Consider the following 20,945-nt stretch of genomic DNA (forward strand, 5'->3'; position numbering starts at 1 on the left):
TCAGTCTCTAAACTGTCTGGACTGGAATCAGGCGCTGCAACCCCACGAATCAAGGGTGACCGCTGCCTCATCAGTTATGCGGTGTTCCTTGAGGAACGGCGGATTATACGTTTTTTTACTCAAAAAGCAATGCCTTTGACCTTTTTTTCACCAAACGCATCTATTTCCGTCAAAATAATCGAAAAAGTTGAACCATTTCTTTTTATATTGCCTACATTATTAGAGTTATTCTCAAATTTGGAGGAATTATGTCAGCACATTCTATGTCATCCCTGACTAAGAAAGACTGCTTTATTGAAGGTCACTGGGTTCCTACGGACAAACGTTTCTCAGTCACTAACCCTGCAACTGGCGAAGTAATAGCCGAGGTTGCTGACGCTGACGAAGATTTAACTCAACGTGCCATAAACGTTGCAGAGACAGCTCTTAAAAGCTGGCGAAAGAAAACCGCCCGTGAACGCGCGATGCTGCTGCGTAAATGGTACGAAGCTATGATGGACAACAAGCAGGCACTGGGTGAATTAATGAGTGCCGAGCAAGGTAAGCCCGTCGCCGAAGCCGTTGGCGAGGTCGAATACGGCGCCAGCTTTGTTGACTGGTTTGCCGGTGAAGCTGAACGCATCGATGGCGATATATTACCTAACGCCGATAGCAGTAAGCGTGTAATGGTCACTAAAGAGCCGGTTGGTGTCTGTGCGGCCATTACCCCATGGAATTTCCCCAACGCCATGATCACTCGTAAAATTGCGCCGGCACTGGCAGCGGGCTGCACTATCGTGGTTAAGCCACCGCAATTAACTCCGCTTTCTAGTCTGGCATTAGCCCAACTGGCTAGTGAAGTTGGCATTCCCGACGGCGTTATTAATATTATTCCGACCAGCGATGCTAAAAGTGTAGGTAAACGTCTGGCGACCTCACCACAGGTTCGCAAGCTGTCATTTACCGGCTCTACAGGTGTCGGGAAAATTCTAATGCAGCAATGTTCAGAGCACGTCACAAAATTGTCTCTTGAGCTTGGTGGTAATGCTCCATTCCTGGTCTTTGACGATGCCGATATAGAGCAAGCCGCGGAACAGCTAATAGCCTGCAAATTCCGCAATGGCGGGCAAACCTGTGTTTCAGCGAACAGGATACTGGTACAACAGTCTGTAGCCGAAAAATTTACCGACGCGGTTGTCAGTAAAGTGAAAGCTCTGAAAGTAGGGCCCGGTACAGAAGAAAATGTCGACCTAGGTCCGCTTATCGATCAGGACGCTGTTGATAAAGTACAACGTTTAGTACTTGCTGCTAAGTCTGACGGTGCAACCATAGAAACTGGCGGTTCAGTAATGACCGAGTTAGGCGATTTATTCTATGCGCCAACGGTCATTACAGGTGTAACCGAAGAAATGGATATTAGTGAAGAAGAAATCTTTGGTCCGGTAGTGGCTATTAATACCTTTGAAACAGAAGAAGAAGGCATTGAAAAAGCTAACAATACACCGTTTGGCCTGGCTTCTTACTTCGCAGCCAAAGACACCGCTCGTATTTTCCGTGTAAGTGATGCGCTTGAATACGGCATGGTTGGTGTGAATACTGGTGGCATATCGCACGCTTATAATCCATTCGGTGGCATCAAAGAATCCGGTGTTGGCCGTGAAGGTTCTAAGTACGGTATTGATGAATATCTTGAGTTAAAAACGGTGACTCTTGGCGGACTTGGATGAACCCGTTTGAAAACACACTGAAGCAATTAAAAAGCCATTTTGACAGCGGGCTCACTCGTCCGCTGTCATGGCGTTTAAATCAACTTCAGCAACTTCAGCGATTTCTTACGGAGAACGAAAAGTCTTTACTGCAAGCTCTAAAGTCTGATCTCAACAAACACCCTAGCGAAGCGCGTTTAACTGAATTACAGTTCCTCCAAAGCGATATTAAGCAGACAATTAAAGCTCTGCCAAAGTGGAGCAAGCCTCGCAAAGTGGGTAATCCTTTACTGGCGTGGCCGGCAACCAGCCAGTTAATTCCTGAACCGCTTGGCGCCGTACTTATTCTGGGAGCCTGGAACTACCCTTTACAATTACTTCTGGCGCCTTTAATTGCAGCCATTGCCGCTGGCAACTGCGCTGTCATAAAGCCCTCTGAACATGCAACAGCAACAGCGGACCTACTGGCTCACCAGTTACCAGACTACCTGGACAATGCCGCGATAAAGCTCGTAACAGGAGCCGAAACTGAGTCACAACAACTGACTGCACTGCCCTTCGATCACATTTTCTATACTGGCGGAGAAAACGCAGCCAAAGCAATTATGGCGTCTGCCGCAGAAAACTTAACCCCGGTTACGCTGGAGCTTGGCGGTAAAAGCCCGGCGGTAGTTTTAGCCGACGCACCCATTCAAGTTGCCGCCCGCCGTATTATCTGGGGTAAGTTTCTTAATGCAGGCCAAACCTGTATTGCGCCGGATTATGTGCTGGTAGAGGATAGCGTGAAAGAGCCGTTAATTGCCGCCATGCAGCACGAACTCATCAGTTTTTACGGTGAAGATCCTCAGCACAGCAGTGATTACGGCAGGATCATCCATCAGCAGCACTGGCAGCGCCTGACGCAAATGCTGGAAGGCGAAAACGTGGTTGTCGGTGGAGACTCTGATAAGAGCGAACGTTATATCGCCCCCACAATAGTGGATGGTATAAAAAACGGCAGTGCGCTCATGCAGGAAGAGATTTTTGGTCCGATATTGCCGGTCATAACCATTAAGTCAGCAGCGGATGCCATTGAGGAAATCCGTCTCCATCCAAAACCGTTAGCGCTCTATGTGTTTAGCAACAATCAGCGCCTGCTTGATTTATTCACACAGCAAGTGTCTGCCGGCAATGTTTGTTACAACGACACACTCATGTTCATGCTGAACGACGAGTTGCCTTTTGGTGGCGTTGGTCGCAGTGGAATGGGTCGCTACCACGGTAAATGGGGATTCGATACCTTCAGCCATTTAAAACCCGTGATGACACGCAGTTTTCGTTTCGACGTCGCTTTGCGCTACCCGCCTTACAGCAAGTTAAAAGATAAAATCTTATCCTGGTTTAGTCATTAACCATTGAAATTATGGACTCGCGTCTGCATATCTCTGATAACAGAGATTAAAGTGGCTTATTAAAACAGGAGCGTCGCAGCTGATGTCCGAATCCAATATCGTTAACCTTGACTTGCAGAACTTTCAGCAAGTTTTGCTGGAAGGCTCAAAAGAAAAACTCATTATTATCGATTTTTGGGCTGACTGGTGTGAACCCTGCAAACAACTTATGCCAGTGCTTGAAAAGCTGGCTATGCAATACAGCGACCAGGTTATTCTGGCCAAAATAAATTGTGATGAACAACAAGAATTAGCCGCCCAGTTTGGTATTCGCAGTTTACCTACCGTAGCCTTTTTTAAAGACGGTCAGCCAGTTGACAGTTTCGGTGGAGTGAAAACCGAAGGTGAAATTCAGGAAATACTAACGAAACACCTGCCCAGTCCGTCAGACGACTTAATTCAACAAGCTCAGACAGCTATGGGCGAAGGTGACGCGAATACGGCTTATACTCTGGCTAAACAAGCTTACGATTTAGACAACACTAATATGCAGGCTCTTAAACTGCTAGCCGAAGCTGCGGTCGATGCTGGCCGGTTGGATCAGGCCAAAGAGCTGGTCGCTAAGATTCCACTGGTAGAGCAAGACGGTGACTACCAACGTATAAAAGGCAAGCTTGAGCTGGCGGAAGACGCCGCTGACTCTCCAGAGCTACGCGCTTTACAGGAGCAAGTAGAAAATACCCCCGATGACCTGGCTTTAAAATTACAGTTAGCACTTAAGTTTCATGAAGCAAGTCGTGATGAAGAAGCCCTGCAGCAGGTTTTCACTGTATTAGGTAAAGACGTCAATTTTGCTAACGCGAAAAAATACGCCCTCGACATTATCAATTCATTACCCGACGGTGATCCTCTGGCAGCGACCTATCGTAGAAAGCTTTACAGCACAATGTATTGAAGACCTGTATTGATGGTTGTTCACTAGCAGCAGTGTTTGGCCGGCTTCCCCAGCCGGCTTCTTTTTGTCCTGACGTTTTGTGATAATAAGCTCATGCAGGAAAACTATAACCAAGACATTCAGTCCGGTGCGCTCCAGCCCGATAAATATCAGTTAGAGGCGGTAAAAGCGCTGCAGCAACGACTGGACTCACTTTCTCGCGGACATAAACCGAAAAGTCTTTACTTATTTGGCCCGGTCGGCCGAGGGAAGACCCTGCTGATGGACATGTTTTATCAACATCTTCCGAAAAGTCAGTCTATTCGGCTGCATTTCCACCATTTTATGGCCAAAATCCACGAAGAACTGAATAGCCTTCAGGGCGAAGCTAACCCTATGCAGATTATTGCTAAGAGGTGGTCACAGCACTATTCTATAATCTGTCTGGATGAGTTTTTCGTTGAAGATATTGGCGACGCAATGATTTTAGCCGGACTATGGCATGCGCTGTTCAACGAGGAGGTTAGTTTAATAACAACCTCGAACGCCCCACCTAATGAGCTTTACAGAGATGGTTTGGCGCGCCATCGCTTCGAACCTACAATAGAGTTGTTGAATAAGGAGTGTGACTGTCTGGACTTGGGTATGGGCGTTGATTATCGCCGACTGCACGAAGCCGATTTACCCTATTACCTTAAGCAAGGCACGCTGCAACAGCTCCGTTCACTCGCAGAGAGTCATTTCGGCCGCACAAAAGAAACCCCCTCCGTTCGGATAATGAAGCGTGAAATTCCCTGCTTATGGCACAACAGTAAAGTGATTGGTTTTGACTTTATGTCTCTCTGCTCCGGTCCCAGAAGTCAGCGCGACTATATGGAACTGGCCGATCGTTATGCTGCTATAGCGGTGCATCAGGTTCCGGCTTTTTCTTATATACCAGATAAAGACCTGGTACATGGTGTAGAGGAAACCTACCAGCGCGAACATCAGGCAAATATTGTCAGCAAACTGGATAACGAAGCCCGTCGTTTTATAGCTCTGGTCGATGAGTGCTATGACCGAAAGTGTCACTTATTGGTAACCGCCGAAACCGACATCGATAAATTATATCAGGCCAGACAATTGGCTTTTCCTTTCCGGCGTTGCGTTTCACGACTTTTTGAAATGCAGCAATGGGGTGACTCAGTTGCAGGAAACACGCTGGTAAAAAGACGCCAATCTGTTCCAGAGAGTTGAATTCCCTGTATTTACCAGCGTGTTAAAACTGAGTTAATTAAATGTTATATGACTTGCAACAAATTCCAATATTACAATTGTCATGGATGTTAAAATAAGTTTTGTTTCCAAGCCGGATTTCCCGCATTCTGCCGCACAAACAGTAATTAGCTGCTTGCCGTTAAATTAACGCCTTGCTAGGATTGCTGGAATTTGCTGAACAGCAGCGCTTAAAAAGCGTAAAACAAAAACGATAAAAGAAGGTTCAGAATGAGCGAACAACGTGATCAATTTAGCTCTAAGATTGGCTTTATATTAGCGGCGGCAGGTTCTGCCGTCGGCATTGGTAACTTAGTTGGGTTCCCCGTTGCTGCCACTAAAAATGGCGGTGGGGCATTTTTAATTATCTATGCGTTATTCGTTGCCTTTATCTGCGTGCCAGTTATGTTGGCAGAAATGGGCCTGGGCCGACGCGCTCAAAAAAGCCCTCTGGGATCTTACAAAGCATTATCGCCAAACAATAAAGGCTGGCATCTTGCTGGCTTACTGGCAGTTATCACGCCATTTATGATTGCGGTTTTCTACATGGTCATCACGGTGTGGATCTTCGGTTACCTCTGGCATTCAGTTACCGGCAACCTCGATATGCTCGCCGACGCCGAATACTTTGGCCAATTCGTAAACGACTACGGCTTTGTTGGTTTCCTTATTGCAGTGACAATAATCGTCAATGTTATCTTGCTTGGTGGTGTTCGTCAGGGGATAGAGAAAGCCGCGAAATTCCTGATGCCAGCGCTGTTTATTATGCTCATTCTGCTGGTTATCTTTGTTCTGTCACTGGATAACGCCGTGCTCGGACTTGAGTTTTATCTGGTTCCCGACTTTTCAAAAATTGATGGTTCAGTAATCAACGGCGCATTATCACAGGCCTTTTTCTCGTTATCTCTCGGTATGGGCATTTTAATAACCTACGGCTCTTATTTCAGCCGCAGGGACGACATTGTGACCTCAGGTAAACTGGTTGCTTTAACAGATACAGCCGTTGCTTTTACCGCCGGTTTAATGACTCTGCCCGCGATATTCGCCATCAATCCCAATACCAACCCGGATTCATTGAGTGACTCCTCGGTTAGTATGATTTTCTCTTTCTTTCCGCAAATCTTTATCGCTCTGGAAGGCGTTGTCGGCTATGTTGGCGCAAGCATTGCCGCTACTATCTTTTTCCTGCTGACCTTTATTGCTGCTATTACATCTTTGGTTTCTATTCTTGAAGTACCAACCGCAGCGGTTATTGAGCAAGCGAAGATAAGCCGTAAAAAAGCCCTGCTGGTTATGGGTATCGCCGTTACTGTACTGACTCTTATTGCCGCGACCTCTTTTGGTTTTGTTCCGGCATTCACTGAGTTTACTTTCTACGCTGACACGCCTAAGTCAGTTTTTGATGTAATCTACGACGTTTTTTACGACACCATCTTGCCACTGAATGGCCTTTTGATTTGCTTATTTGTCAGCTTCCACTGGCGCCGTAAAAACCTGGATGCAGAACTTGCTGAAGGCAACTCCGGTTATCCGAATACACTACTGGCCAAATATGTACGTCTATCTATCTGTACATTCATTCCCTTGATATTAGCGGCGGTATTTATTAATACAGTGTTAACTAAATTCTTCGCTTATCCTATTTTCTAAAATGGCAGGGCGCAGCGGTTACCGACAACTTCAACTGCTGCAAGATGCGAGCCTCTGGCGCGAATATTGCGAGGCTCGCTCTGAAAGTTCTATCTACTTATCAAACCTACAGACTCATGCCGATGCCGTACTCTCCCGTTACCGCGATTATCTGGGGCATGAGTTTGAACAAGTCTGGATAGACTGCCACGACGGTTTGCACGCCGACGCCATAGCAGCGCTTTGTGGCACCGTTACCGCCGGTGGTCTGTTGTCTATTTTACTCCCGGCTGAGAGCAACGCCATGAGTCACCGCATGGAGCGTTTTGCCGCAAAACACTTTGCCGAATCAAACATCAAACCCTATTCATCGGTCAACAAAACTGAAACACGCTCAGCAAATGAGACGCTACAGCTAACGAATGAGCAGAACTCTATTTTTAACGCTCTTACACAAAGCACAGCAAAACCATGCGAAACTCATATCATTACCGCCGAACGCGGCCGCGGTAAAAGTACCTTGTTAGGTCAGGCGCTTGCCCAAGCAAAAGAGCACAGCTCGATTATTGTGACGGCACCGCGAAAAGCCAATGCGAAAGTTTTACTACAGCAAGCGCCGGAAGCTCATTTCGTCGCCTGGGATAAGCTGCTGGAACAACCCGGTAATTCGGAAGTAACATTAATTATTGATGAAGCTGCGGGTCTGCCATTGTGGGCAACAGAACAGCTATGCCAAAAATTTAATCCCTGGTTGCTTGCCACAACCGTTGCTGGTTATGAAGGTTGTGGTCGTGGTTTTGCTGTGCACTTTACCGACTGGGCCAGGAAAACCTTGCCACAGGTATCGGTTCACCAGCTAACTCAACCATTACGCTGGCCCGCAAATGATCCATTAGAGCAGTGGCTGACCGAGACTTTTCTACTGAACGAGCAACCAGTAACACAATTCGGGAGCCGGGAGTCCGGCACTTTTATTAAACACGCATCAGAACTTGAAGAAGCTTTGCTGCAACAATGTTTTCAACTTCTTCTCAGCGCACATTACCAAAGTAGCCCGAATGACCTTAACCTGCTGCTGACCGAACCCGGACATAAGCTCGCATATCAGTCCACAAACGGCGAAGTTACTGCGGTTGCCTGGCTTATGAGTGAGGGACCCATTTTATCGCCATTAAAAGAAGAAGTCAGACAAGGGCAAAGACGCCCCAAAGGAAATTTACTGCCTCAGGCCATAGGCTACTTTCTGCAACAGGACTGGGCTATGGATTTACATTGGCTAAGAGTTGCACGTATTGCGGTACCAGCTGCGAAAAGACGACGTAAAGCCGCCTCCGAATTGCTGGCTGAGATTTACCGGTGGGCACTGGACAACAATTACCAAATGCTGGGCACCAGTTTTGCCTGGTCACCGGGACTGGATAATTTCTGGAAGAAAAATGGCTATGCCCTTTGGCGCCTCAGTAGCCGTATAGACAGTGTGTCCGCACGGCCGGCGGCTATTTATGCACTCCCACTAACCAATGAATTCACTGAATTATACCGGGTATGTCAATTGCTCGGTCAGTGGGGACAAAACCAGCTACAATGGTTGTCAGATGGCAAAGAGATGCTGCAACTGACAGACGAACACAATGAGATAAGAACAAGCCTTATTCAAGCCTATCGCAGTAAGACTATCCCGTTTGACGCGGCACATTTTGCCTTAGCTCAGTGGTTCTGCTGGCAACATAGTAATCACCCTCTAACCGAACTGTTGTGTAACTCATCGACAACACTCAAACATCTGGGCGAGTATTGGGGTGGAGTATCTCAGCGTCAGGCGAATGAAAATCTCTGTAAAGAAGTATGCTTACTACACTAATGTGACTTGTTGTTTTGACAGCAAATTCCTATGATCACCGCAGAACCTAAACAGGAAGCCCAACCATGACTCGTTATTCAGCTTTTATTCTTTGTTCAACTGTGTTGATACTGAGTGCCTGCAGCTCGTTTGAACAGGAAAAGGAACAACCTAAAGGCCCTTACCCCGAAACTAAAACCGTCGAGCAGCAAGATGATTATCACGGTACCCGGGTTGAAGATCCTTACCGCTGGCTAGAGCAGGACAATCAGGAAGTGTCTAATTGGGTGCATGCACAAAACCAGTTATCTACCCCTTTATTGCAAAATCTTCCGGCGTTCGCGGACATTAAAGACCGCATGACTGAACTGTGGAATTATGAAAAAGTCAGCACGCCTTTTCGCTATGCTGACCGGTATTTCTACTTCGCAAATGACGGCCTTCAAAATCAGTCCGTGCTATACACCATGACCGATTTAAACAGTGCGCCGGATATTCTGATTAATCCTAATAACTTCAGCGACGACGGAACCGTGTCGCTGGCGCGTATTAACGTTTCTCCCGACGCTACCTATGTTGCTTATGCCACTTCTGACGGCGGCAGCGACTGGACGGAAATAAAAGTCCGTAATGTAGACTCAGGAAAAGACACCAGCGACGTTATTGAAGGGGTTAAATTTACCGAAGTTGCCTGGCTACCAAATGAACGTGGTTTTTATTACAGCCGCTACCCTGAAAATAAAGACGGCAGCTTTAATGATACAAAACCCGTCAGTGTTTATTTTCATAAACTGGGAACCAAACAAAGTGACGATGAGCTGATTTTTGCTTTTGACAACCAGCCCGAACTAAACCCTTACGCCAAAGTATCGGACGACGGTAAATACTTACTTATTGATGTTTTTAAAGGCTACGACGCTAATGCCGTCTACCTGCGTCCGCTAGCACAGGAAAATGCACCTTTTAAAGGGCTTTTCACCAAGTGGGACGGCCAATATCAGTACGTTACCAGCCAAAAAGGCCTGCTGTATTTTAAGACTACCAATGAAGCGTCGACAGGTCGTGTCGTTGCCGTTGACCCTAAACAACCTAAACCTGAGAACTGGACAGAAATTATTGCTGCTAAAACTCATACACTGAAAGACGTACATGCAGTAGATGGTCAACTATTTGCGCATTATCTGCAGTCAGCGCGCTCGCGAGTGGCTATCTTTGATATAAAAGGAACCATGCTTCAGGAGCTGGCTTTACCCGGTATTGGCTCAATTAGCGGTTTTGAAGGCAGCCATAAAGCACCCGATGTATTCTTTTCCTTCAAAAGCTTTACCGAACCGGGAAAAATCTATCGCTACCAGCCTGACCAGCAACGTACCACCTTGTGGTATGAAACCAAAGTGCCAGCCGAATTAGATCAATATACAACTGAGCAAGTGGTATACAACAGTGCCGATGGCACCGAAGTTCCAATGTTTTTAGTGCACGACAAGAACATTGAGCTTAACGGCGAAAACCCAACGCTGTTATATGGTTATGGCGGTTTCAATATTTCTATTACGCCAGATTACGACACAACCCGTCTTGTCTGGTTAGAAATGGGCGGCGTACTAGCCATTCCAAATCTTCGCGGCGGCGGTGAATTTGGTGAAATGTGGCATCAACAAGGCACTAAAGAAAACAAGCAAAACGTCTTTGACGACTTTATTGCCGCGGCTGAATGGTTAATAAACAACAACTACACCAACAAGAACAAGCTGGCTATTCAGGGACGGAGTAACGGCGGTTTATTGGTCGGCGCTACCATGACTCAGCGTCCTGAGTTGTTTGCCGCAGCCCTTCCTGCCGTTGGTGTTATGGATATGCTGAGATACCAACTGCCCAGCGCCAATGCACGAGGCTGGGGTAGTGAATTTGGTTTAAGCGAAAATAAAGAGGAGTTCAAAACTCTTTATGCTTACTCTCCAGTGCACAATACCGAGAGCGGCACCTGTTATCCGGCAACCTTGATCACCACCGGCGATCACGATAATCGAGTGGTTCCATGGCACAGCTACAAGTTTGCAGCTGCACTGCAACGTGACCAAAGTTGCGACCAACCCATACTGTTGAATGTAGAGACTCGCGCTGGTCACGGAGCCGGTACACCAACCTGGATGCGCATTGAAGAACATGCCGAAAACTGGGCATTTTTACATAAGCATTTAGGTATGGATTCCGAGGCAGCACAAAGCAACGCTTCTGAATGATGATTTCATAAAAATATGCTATCTTTCGCAGCAACTTTATTAGTTAAAAGATTTCTGTGAAGGATAGCATTCATGTCTAAAGTTCTAATTATTGGTGCCGGCGGTGTTGCTGGCGTAGTCGTACAAAAATGTGCAGGCCTACCTGAAGTATTCTCTGAGATTCATCTTGCCAGCCGTACCCTGTCCAAATGTCAGGCGTTGCAGGAAAAAGCGGGTAAAGACCGCGTTGTTGGTGTGTATCAGGTAGACGCCGATGACTCTGCAGAAGTAGCTGAGCTTATTCGTGGCATTAACCCGTCACTGGTTATTAACGTTGCGCTTCCATACCAGGACTTACCTATCATGGATGCGTGCCTCGAAACCGGCGTTCACTACCTGGATACCGCAAACTACGAACCAAAAGACGAAGCGAAATTTGAATATTCGTGGCAGTGGGCTTATCAGGAACGCTTTAAAGAAAAAGGTTTAATGGCCTTGTTGGGTGCCGGTTTTGATCCGGGTGTTACCAACGTATTTACGGCTTATGCCGCCAAGCACTACTTTGACGAAGTGCATTATCTGGACATTGTTGACTGCAACGGTGGTGACCACGGTCAGGCCTTTGCAACCAACTTTAACCCGGAAATTAATATTCGCGAAATTACCCAAAAAGGTAAGTACTGGGAAAACGGCGAGTGGCACGAAACCGACCCTATCAGCGTGCGTAAAGATCTGGATTACCCAAATGTTGGTGTTCGCCCGTCTTACCTGCTGTTCCACGAAGAGCTGGAGTCGCTGGTTAAGCACTTTCCAACCATTAAACGCGCGCGTTTCTGGATGACTTTCGGTGAGCAGTATCTGACTCACTTACGGGTACTTGAAAACGTTGGCATGACCTCTATCCAACCGGTAGACTTTGAAGGCAAAAAAATTGTACCACTGGAGTTTCTCAAGGCGGTACTGCCGAACCCGGGTTCTCTGGCGGAAGGCTATACCGGAAAAACCTGTATTGGTACCTATGTCACAGGACTGAAAGACGGTCAAGAGAAGACTATTTTCATCTACAACAACTGTGACCATGCCGAAACCAACAAAGAAGTTGGCGCCCAGGCAGTCTCTTACACTACCGGCGTACCGGCAATGATCGGCGCTTCTATGATGTTGCAGGGTCATTGGATGGAACCCGGCGTCTGGAATATGGAACAGTTTGACCCGGACGAGTTTATGGAACGGCTAAACAAATATGGCCTGCCATGGCAAGTTCTGGAATGCGATAAGCCATTTGAGAAGTAACAGAGAAGACAACGCATGAGTCAATATACATCGCCGGAAATTCCGTCTCCTTGCTATGTGCTGGACGAAAAGCTGCTACGCAAGAACCTCGAGCTGATGCAAAAGGTACAGGAGCAAAGTGGTGCCGACATTATTCTGGCACTGAAAGGCTATGCCATGTGGTCTGCCTTTCCACTTATTCGCCAGTATCTTAAAGGCTGCACAGCCAGTTCTGTCTGGGAGGCAAAGCTGGCAGCAGAGGAATTTTCGCGCGAAGTTCATGCTTATGCGCCAGCTTATAAACAAGAAGACATCGACGAACTATTGCCGTTAGTGAATCACTTGTCCTTCAACAGTGTTTCTCAGTGGCATAAATACCGTGAACAGGCCGCAGATGCCGGTGTTTCCATTGGTCTGCGCATTAATCCGGAGCATCAGGAAGCCGAAACCGAGCTTTATGATCCCAGCGCGCCCGGCTCACGCCTGGGGATTCGCGCAAGCGAGCTTAAGCAGCAGGACTTAACCGGCGTTGAAGGTTTGCATGTGCACAACCTTTGCGAGTGCGACTCTTTTGCGCTGGAGCGCACACTGGAAGCCGTGGAAAGCCGTTTTGGCGAACAGCTAAAACAAATGAAATGGCTGAACCTGGGCGGTGGGCATCTCATGACCCGCAAAGGTTACGATGTTGATCACCTGATAAAGCAGTTAAAACGCCTGCGCGAAACCTACGACCTGCAAGTGATACTGGAACCCGGCTCTGCCGTTGCCTGGCAAACGGGCCCGCTGGTCTGTGAGGTGGTGGATATTGTTGAAAATCAGGGGCAAATTGCTTTACTGGATATTTCAGCTACCGCGCATATGCCGGACGTGCTGGAAATGCCTTATCGCCCGGTCATTACCGGCGCAGGCTTACCCGCCGAAAAAGCCTTCAGTTATCGCTTAGGTGGCAACAGTTGCTTAGCCGGGGATGTTATTGGCGAGTACAGTTTTGATCAGCCGCTGGCTGTTGGTGACCGCTTAGTGTTTGAAGACATGATGCACTACACCATGGTGAAAACGTCATTCTTTAACGGCGTTCAGCATCCGGCTATTGGTATTTTGCGGGAAAGTGGTCAGTTTGACTGTGTACGGCAATTTAGTTACGAAGATTTCCGCAACCGACTATCCTAACTTTTCGTTAAGCTAAATCTAAAGAAAAAGGCCACTAATCCAGTGGCCTTTTTGCTTTTTCAACTACCGAAGGTGGCATCCGTTCAGCCAGCTTCGCAAGTTTTTGTTCAATATCCGCATAGGTACGCTTATCCGCTGTAATTGAGTTATGCAGCCAATGATAAGCTTTTTCGTAATCATAAGGGCTGCCTTCACCGGCGAGCAGAATATCGGCAAAGCGCCGTTGCGCAGGCAAATTCCCTAACGATGCGGCTTCACGAAGGTACAGAATGGCTCGCTCAATGTCTTTTTGCACCAGAACCCCTTCATGGTAATAGCGCCCTAACTGTTCCAGAGCCTCTAGTAAGCCATGCTGAGCTGCTTTCTCCATATACAGCAGGCCAAGTTCAGGGTCACGGTCATAACACACGCCCCAGGCCATCATGTCGCCATAAAGAAACTGATAAGTCGGTCGGCGCTCAAGCTCGGCCTGAGCTTCAATATCCTGTGCCAACTGGCAGCGATCGGTATCGCGTACTCGTTTCAGGTGCGCATTAGTTGCAAACATCTCAACCAGTTCCGCGTCTGAATATAGCTGTACCGCTTCAACGTCCTGCGCATGTGCTTTGTGTATAGCGGTCAATCCGGCTACAGCAATCAGCATTGGAATGACTATCTTCATAAAGTTGCCTGTGGTCTCTCTGAATATGCCTAAAAGCTTAACTGTTTAGGTTATCGGCACAGAGTCGTAAACCCTTAAACAACAAATCGTCATAACGGCAAAATTCAACCGACAACGTTCGCATCAAATGTTCACCGTCACCACCGGTGACCACCACCTCAAAAGGCTGGTCGGAAAAATAGCGGCCGGACAACTGAATCGCTTGTGCAATAGCGCCGGTTAAAGCCGCTTCAGCCCCTTGAGTAATGCCGTCAAAAGTATCCAGCCCGGCAGCTAAACCATCACGCTCAATGTCATTTACCGTAATGCCCTTTAAATTGGCCGTACCCTGACCCAGCGCATTTAGCATTAACTGCCGTCCGGGAACAATCCAGCCGCCAAGATGGCGGCCATCAGCCGTTAACCAATCAATAGTCAGCGCAGTACCCGCATCCACAATCAATGCGTTCTGTTTCACTTGCTCATGACAACCGAGTAATGCCATCCAGCGGTCCGAGCCAAGACGCTCTGGTTCTTTAGTGTAACCATTAGTAACCCCTGCTTGTTGTGCTCTGGTTTTTTGCCAGAAAACTTTTATACCCAGTTCCGCCAGCGAGCTATTTAATGTATCCATAACCTGAACAGCGGCCACACTGCAACCAATAGCCTGTTGCTCTCGTTCTAGCTGGTGGCTGCTGACAACCTCAAGTAACAAATCTTTCAGCGGCTGGCTTAAATCGTTTAGCCAGCTTTGATGAGGAATAGCTCCCAGAATCTCTATTTTGTCTGTGTTTGTATTCCACCATGCAAATTTGCTGCGAGTATTGCCCGCATCAATTAGTAGCATCTTGCGCCCTCAATGAAACTTCACCACCAAAATAACGGCGTACGCCCTGCTCATCTTCTACCAGTAACGCACCATTTTCGTCTATTCCACGACAGGTTCCTAAACAAACTCTCTGCCCCATAATCAGCTTCACCGGCTTATCCAAAAAGCAGTCGTATCGGCGCCAGCTTTGCTGAAAAGCAGCCAGCCCGTGTTGTTCGTATTGCTGTAAAGCCGACAGCACTGAGGCACGTACCTGCGCCGCAATATGATTACGCGACATTGGCTGCGGCAATTCGGAGTTCAGATCCGTCCAGGCCTGATCAATGCTCGCACCAACATGCTCTGGCATGGTTAAGTTAATACCAATACCGATAATACTGTGCGCCGCGCCTTCAGGGGAGGTTTCAAGATCGACCAGTATTCCGGTCACTTTTTTCCCGCCAATATAAACGTCGTTAGGCCATTTTACGCTAACGGCTTTAATACCCAAGTCAGTAAAACATTCCGCCAAAGCTACCCCCGCAGCAAGGCTTAACCCCATGGCACCATGAATGCCGTCATCTAAAGGCCAGTACACGCTAAAGTAAAGGTTATTACCAAAGGGCGAAATCCATTTTTTTCCACGACGCCCGCGCCCGGCAGTCTGAGCTTCAGCGAAAATAGAAAACCCCGCTTCTAAAGGCCCTTCTTTGGCCAACTCCTTAACCCGGTCGTTACTGGAATCAACCACCGACTTCACTTCAAACCCCGGTGACTGCCGCCACTTTTCAGGGCTTTCATTTTCAATCACCCCGGCCTGCAAAAGCTCTATCGGCCGGGCAAGCTTATAGCCCCGACCCGTTACCGAAAACAGCTCCAGCCCAAGCTCTTCAAGTTTATGAATGTGTTGATTTACCGCTGCCCGGGATATAGCCAGAGACTCACCAATAGCCTGCCCGGAATGAAACTCACCATTAGCCAGTAAAGTAATTAACTGATCAAGACGTTCTGCCTGCTTCATTTCTTTACCGCCAACTGCACAAGGCCATGTTGGCCGACCAGACGAACTTCAGGTTCCAGCATAATGCCACTGGCATCCACCACTTGTTTCATAATTTTTAGTGCCAGCTGCGTAATATCACTGCCCGTGGCCTGTGCTTTATTAATCAATACCAATGCCTGATGCGGGTTAACAGCTGCATCGCCGACAAACGCTGATTTCAGACCTAAATGCTCAATAAGCCATCCAGCCGCCACTTTTACTTGGTTATCGGCTACTGGAAAATAGACCATGTCCGGCCATTTCTGCAACAGCTCATCAAGCTGCGCTTTGGTAATAACCGGATTTTTAAAAAAGCTGCCGGCATTGGGTATAACTTTTGGGTCCGGCAATTTTTTCTGACGTACTTCCACAACCGTATCGAAAATTTTCTGAGCACTCACATGCCCCTCAAGTTGGTTTAACGGAGCATAGTGAGTAACCGGCTGCCAGTCTTTGGGCAACCGAAACACCACCGAAGTTATCAACCAACGGCCAGGATTTTGTTTGAATATACTGTCGCGATACGCGAACTGACAGGCTTCTCTGTTCATAGAAACCCAGCACTTTTCTTTAACATCCCAGGCGGTTACCTGTTCAATAAAAGTTGCCACCTCGACCCCATAAGCCCCAACATTTTGCACCGGAGCCGCACCGACTGAGCCCGGAATTAGCGCTAAGTTCTCCAGCCCGTCGATACTTCTTACGCGTAAGTCAGCAACAAAGTTATGCCAGTTCTCGCCCGCTGCGGCAGTAATTAAATACGAGCTTTCCTGCTCTTCAATACAGACACCCAGTAGCCGGTTACAAATGACAGTTCCATAAAAGTTATCAACAAATAAGGTGTTACTGCCCTCACCAAGCAAATAATAAGGTTCTTCAAATGCTAACTGCTCAACGTCGTCGCTGCTTTTCAGTTCAATTAACGAACGGCATTGTGCCGGGAGTTTAAATGTGTGTCGCTCGGCAAGCTCTATCAACTTCTGGCTCCTCCTGCCTTTCGAGTGCTAATGTATTTTAAGAATGCTTTTAATGCGGCGGGCTTAGCCGGCTTAGGTAAAAACTGCAGGCCACTTTTGCGGGCTGCCTGCTTCACGGCATCATCGCGCATGGCTGTCACCAAAGCCGCCGGTATCTGTTGCTGCCAGATATCACGTAATTCCTGCGCTAACTGCAAGCCGTCGCCGTCACCTAACTGATAATCTAATAACAGTCCGTGCGGCGCTTTGTTCTGACTGTGAGCCTTGGCGTACGCCAGAGCTTTACTATAACGATTAAAGGTCAGCGCTTCACATCCCCACTTATTCAACAGCGCACTCAACGCGCTTAAATTCTCATTGTCGTCATCGACCACAATAAGCTGTAAAGGGTCAGATAAAGCATCTTCCAGTTGTTTCTTTGGCCGGCTGACAACCTGAGCGGCATTGCCTAATGGCACTCTGACCGAAAAACACGAACCTTTACCTTCAACCGACTCAACCTGTACGTCACAGTTTAACTGCTCACCCATACGTTGCGCGACACTTAATCCAAGGCCAACACCGTCTACGGTTTGATTCTGCACTCGATAAAATGCATCAAATACCTTGTTTTGCTGCTGCGCTGCAATACCCGGACCGGTATCCCATACGGCTATCTGGAGCTCCTCTCCGCGTTTGCGCACGCCCAACAGCACGCTCCCCCTTTGGGTGTATTTTATGGCATTAGATAAAAAGTTCTGCACAATTCGGCGCAAATAAGTTGGGTCGGTATACACCGGCCTGTCTTTATAAAACGCACGAAAATCCAGGTTTCGCTGCTCTGCCAGCACCGCGTATTCTTCAACCAAAGGCTCCAGTAATGAGCTAAGTTGCACATGCCGGAACTGAGGCTTCAATGCACCCTGATCCATTTTTGCTATCGACAATAAAGTAGAGAGTAAATGTTCTGTTGAACCAAGTGCGGTATCCAGCTTGCCAACCAAAGACAAGTTCCGCTCCGAAAGTTCTTTTTCCTGAATAGCAGAAAGGTACAAACGCGCCGCATTAAGAGGCTGCAAAATATCATGACTGGCCAGCGCCAGAAAACGCGTTTTAGAGGCATTAGCCGCTTCAGCTTCCGCCTTGGCTTTTTTCAACTCCTCCTCGACCTGTCGACGCCTGTCGATTTCTGCTGTCAGTTCCTGGTTTATTTCGCGTATTTCCTGAGTTCGAACGTCGACCCGCTGCTCCAGGTCAATATTGGCATCTTCCAGCGCCTGTTGGGTTTCAACGTGCGACGTAATGTCGGTAAAACTGGTAACGAAGCCCCCGGTTGGCAGCGGATTACCCACCATCTCTATCACCCGGCCGTCGGCTCGACGACGAATAAAACGGTGTGGCGACCCAAGCTGCATATAACGCAAACGCTTATTAACCAACTCGTCAACGTCACCAGGACCACATTCTCCGCGCTCTGCGTTATAGCGAATAAGGGTGGCTATAGGCTGTCCGGGTTTCACCATGCCCTCAGGATACTGAAATAAATCCATATAGCGTTTATTCCAGGCCACCAGTCTCAGCTCTGCATCGACGACACTAATGCCCTGAGCCAAATTCTCCAGTGAGCTAAACAAAATAGATTGCTGAGTTTGCAGAGCTTGCGTTGTATCGTCGAAGAAGTGAACAACTTCCTCTAAATTCAGCTGTTTATCGCGCAGCGCAGCGTCAACCAATGAGCGCGCCGTGGCTGACCCCAATACCCCCGCTATTGCTCTCTCCACAAAGCTGATAAACGGTTTCTCTGCCACAGCTTCCAGCGGAAGTTCGGTGTTTTCCGGACGCTGATAATATTGCATTAACTGCTGAGCCCGTTCCGCACCTAAAAAGGTTCTTAACAGCAATAACATATCGGCATTGGTGGCGCTGTCATTTTTGTTGAAATGCAAATCAGGTAAAGCGGCTCTGGGTTTAACAAAGGCCGTTGCCTGAATACGATCAACGAGACGTGGTTTTGCTAACAGTGAAAACACAATAAAGCCGAAGCTGTTTAGGGCTAACGAAACCACAGTACCCCGGGTTATGATTTCCACATCGGTTAGCTGTAAGTCGGTATAAAGGGGTATTAATACAGCTAAAACCCAGCCAACGGAACCTGCAGCCAACCCGGCGTAAACACCCCGTGCATGTCCTTTACGCCAGTAAAGTGCGGCAAGCAATGCCGGCAACAACTGCAACACCAGCGAGAAAGCCAACAAACCAATACTGACTAAATTAGTCCGGGCTGCCCAGAAGTAATAACATAAGAACGACAGCACCATAGTAACGGCAATAGCCACACGTCGAATTAATAGTAACGCCCTGTCGTATTCCCGGCGTCTATGTTTTAGTGGTAAGCGCGACTCGCGCTGCAGCAAAATAGGCATGATAACGTCGTTGGTTATCATAGTACTCAAAGTAACAGACGCGATGATCACCATGGCTGTCGCTGCCGATATACCACCAATAAAAATAACCAGTGATAACCAGAGCTGGTCTTTGAGTAACGGCAGTTGCAACGCAAAAGTTGAACCGTCGGTGGTTGCTGACAAATAGAAAGTCCCTGCAATAGCAATGGGGACAATAGCGGCAGCGGTCAGTGCCAGATACAGAGGAAAGCCCCAACGGGCCGTACGTAAATGGCGGACATCAACATTGTCCACTACCGCCACATGAAACTGTCTGGGTAAACAAAGAATAGCCCCGGCCGCCATCAGGGTTTGTACAATGAATTCAAACTCACCAAAGGCTGCAAACGACCACTGCGGTTTCGTCACGTCACTAAAGGAACTGAATAAGTCCGACTGCGCGTCTCCCTGAATCAAAAACCAGGCGAAAACACCGGCCGCCAGCAAGGCGACTAGTTTTATCATCGACTCAACGGCAATAGCCAGTATCATGCCACTGCGATATTCAGTGACTTCAACGTGGCGGGTACCAAACAACATAGCAAAAATTGCCATTAGCGCAGCGGCACCCAGCTCTTTTATAGAAAACTCGGCCATCACTCCAGTGCTTTCAGTCAGAACCGCAAAGCTAATGCCCACAGCTTTTAACTGCAACGCAATGTAAGGAATAATAGCAACGGCAGCAATGGCAGTAACCGCCACCGCCAGCCGCCTGCGTTTACCAAAGCGGGAAGAAATAAAGTCGGCTATTGAAGTAATGTTTTGCTGTTTACTAACCGAAACCAGCTTTTCCAGGATGCGGATACCAAACAGGAACAGCAGAATTGGCCCGAGCAAAATAGGAAAGAACGCCCAACCGTCAACCGCTGCATTGCCCACAGCACCGTAATACGTCCAGGACGTGCAATAGATGGCCAGCGACATAGAATAGACAACTGGCTTGTGACTGATTTTATTCGCCCAGGATCCTAAACGATCACCCCAGGTCGCAATGGCGAATAGAAAAATGACATACGCCAGTGAGGCGAATACCAGCAGCCAAGTCATAACTGTAGACGTTCAGCGACCAGTACGGCTTGAGTACGGCTATAAACTCCGAGTTTACGGAAGATTGCCGTAATGTGAGCTTTGACAGTCGCTTCAGTAATACTTAACTGATAAGCGATTTGTTTGTTTAGTAGGCCTTCGTGTAAAAAATGAAGTACGCGGTATTGCTGCGGTGTCAATTCAGACACTTTACGCGCCAGTTCCTGGTCTTCGTCAGATATGACATCCAGGCGCTCGCGGGACTCTTTAGGCACCCAGGTTTCGCCTTGCAAAATGGTGTCTATCGCTTCTGCTATTTCCGCTGACGGCAATGACTTAGGAATAAAACCAAGCGCCCCAAAACCAATACATTTAGCAACAATTGACGCATCTTCACTGCCGGAAATGATAGCAACAGGCAATAACGGATAGTCTTCACGGACTCGAATAAGGCCGTATAAATCACCGCTGCCGGGCATGTGCAAATCGAGCAGCAATAAGTCGACGTCGTCGTCTTTGTTTAAAGCCGCTAGTGTCGAGTCCAGGTCTTCGGCTTCGCGTAAGGTAAGCTCAGAAAAGTGATTCGCGAGAGCGCCTTGCAGCGCCTCGCGAAACAGAGGGTGGTCATCTGCGATTAAAAATTTCGCCATGAG

15 protein-coding genes are annotated in these 20,945 nt (G+C 47.8%); 9 read left to right on the top strand and 6 right to left on the bottom strand.

Annotated elements, in window-relative coordinates; genetic code table 11:
- Positions 1-263: 263 nt before the first annotated feature.
- The 9 genes from ACP7H9_RS04415 (at position 264) to nspC (ending at position 13,376) form a co-directional block, all read left to right on the top strand.
- Positions 264-1,706 (top strand): NAD-dependent succinate-semialdehyde dehydrogenase, encoded by a 1,443-nt coding sequence (locus ACP7H9_RS04415; protein ID WP_273024782.1) that lies wholly within the window; start codon positions 264-266, stop codon positions 1,704-1,706.
- On the top strand, positions 1,703-3,076 hold the full coding sequence (locus tag ACP7H9_RS04420; protein ID WP_439222236.1) for an aldehyde dehydrogenase family protein: 1,374 nt from the start codon (positions 1,703-1,705) through the stop codon (positions 3,074-3,076). The genes ACP7H9_RS04415 and ACP7H9_RS04420 overlap by 4 nt, the downstream gene beginning before the upstream one ends.
- A gap of 82 nt (positions 3,077-3,158) precedes the next feature.
- The gene (gene trxA, locus ACP7H9_RS04425; RefSeq protein WP_439222237.1) at positions 3,159-4,010 is read left to right on the top strand and encodes a thioredoxin; all 852 of its coding nucleotides are present in this window, start codon (positions 3,159-3,161) and stop codon (positions 4,008-4,010) included.
- A gap of 93 nt (positions 4,011-4,103) precedes the next feature.
- Entirely contained in the window at positions 4,104-5,225 is a 1,122-nt protein-coding gene (zapE, locus tag ACP7H9_RS04430; RefSeq protein WP_439222238.1) for a cell division protein ZapE, read from the top strand.
- Between the two features lie 249 nt (positions 5,226-5,474).
- Positions 5,475-6,893, top strand: a complete 1,419-nt coding sequence (locus ACP7H9_RS04435; RefSeq protein WP_153849607.1) for a sodium-dependent transporter — start codon at positions 5,475-5,477, stop codon at positions 6,891-6,893.
- 1 nt (position 6,894) lies between these two features.
- Positions 6,895-8,733, top strand: a complete 1,839-nt coding sequence (locus tag ACP7H9_RS04440) for a GNAT family N-acetyltransferase (protein WP_439222239.1) — start codon at positions 6,895-6,897, stop codon at positions 8,731-8,733.
- 65 nt (positions 8,734-8,798) lie between these two features.
- Complete coding sequence (locus ACP7H9_RS04445) at positions 8,799-10,955, top strand: prolyl oligopeptidase family serine peptidase (RefSeq protein ID WP_439222240.1); 2,157 nt, start codon at positions 8,799-8,801, stop codon at positions 10,953-10,955.
- Positions 10,956-11,027: 72 nt separating this feature from the next.
- Entirely contained in the window at positions 11,028-12,227 is a 1,200-nt protein-coding gene (locus ACP7H9_RS04450; RefSeq protein ID WP_110013950.1) for a saccharopine dehydrogenase family protein, read from the top strand.
- Between the two features lie 15 nt (positions 12,228-12,242).
- On the top strand, positions 12,243-13,376 hold the full coding sequence (gene nspC, locus ACP7H9_RS04455) for a carboxynorspermidine decarboxylase (RefSeq protein WP_439222241.1): 1,134 nt from the start codon (positions 12,243-12,245) through the stop codon (positions 13,374-13,376).
- A 34-nt stretch (positions 13,377-13,410) separates the two neighbouring features.
- Here nspC and ACP7H9_RS04460 read toward each other — a convergent pair whose 3' ends face one another.
- The 6 genes from ACP7H9_RS04460 to ACP7H9_RS04485 are packed head-to-tail and all read right to left on the bottom strand — an operon-like array spanning position 13,411 to position 20,942.
- Positions 13,411-14,037 carry a tetratricopeptide repeat protein gene (locus tag ACP7H9_RS04460; protein ID WP_439222242.1) on the bottom strand — a complete coding sequence of 209 codons (627 nt, stop codon included), beginning with the start codon at positions 14,035-14,037 and terminating at the stop codon, positions 13,411-13,413.
- A gap of 37 nt (positions 14,038-14,074) precedes the next feature.
- Positions 14,075-14,863: a type III pantothenate kinase gene (locus ACP7H9_RS04465; protein WP_439222243.1), complete on the bottom strand. Its 789-nt coding sequence runs from the start codon at positions 14,861-14,863 to the stop codon at positions 14,075-14,077.
- Positions 14,850-15,845, bottom strand: coding sequence for a bifunctional biotin--[acetyl-CoA-carboxylase] ligase/biotin operon repressor BirA (gene birA / locus ACP7H9_RS04470; RefSeq protein WP_439222245.1), 996 nt, complete (start codon positions 15,843-15,845; stop codon positions 14,850-14,852). The genes ACP7H9_RS04465 and birA overlap by 14 nt, the downstream gene beginning before the upstream one ends.
- Positions 15,842-16,843, bottom strand: a complete 1,002-nt coding sequence (murB, locus tag ACP7H9_RS04475; RefSeq protein ID WP_439222246.1) for a UDP-N-acetylmuramate dehydrogenase — start codon at positions 16,841-16,843, stop codon at positions 15,842-15,844. Before murB ends, birA begins: the two co-directional genes overlap by 4 nt.
- Positions 16,840-20,313: a hybrid sensor histidine kinase/response regulator gene (locus tag ACP7H9_RS04480; protein ID WP_439222247.1), complete on the bottom strand. Its 3,474-nt coding sequence runs from the start codon at positions 20,311-20,313 to the stop codon at positions 16,840-16,842. Before ACP7H9_RS04480 ends, murB begins: the two co-directional genes overlap by 4 nt.
- On the bottom strand, positions 20,310-20,942 hold the full coding sequence (locus tag ACP7H9_RS04485) for a response regulator transcription factor (protein WP_058576076.1): 633 nt from the start codon (positions 20,940-20,942) through the stop codon (positions 20,310-20,312). The genes ACP7H9_RS04480 and ACP7H9_RS04485 overlap by 4 nt, the downstream gene beginning before the upstream one ends.
- Between the last annotated feature and the right edge of the window lie 3 nt (positions 20,943-20,945).

The sequence above is a fragment of the Idiomarina sp. ST20R2A10 genome (assembly GCF_051842345.1).
Lineage (GTDB): Bacteria > Pseudomonadota > Gammaproteobacteria > Enterobacterales > Alteromonadaceae > Idiomarina > Idiomarina loihiensis.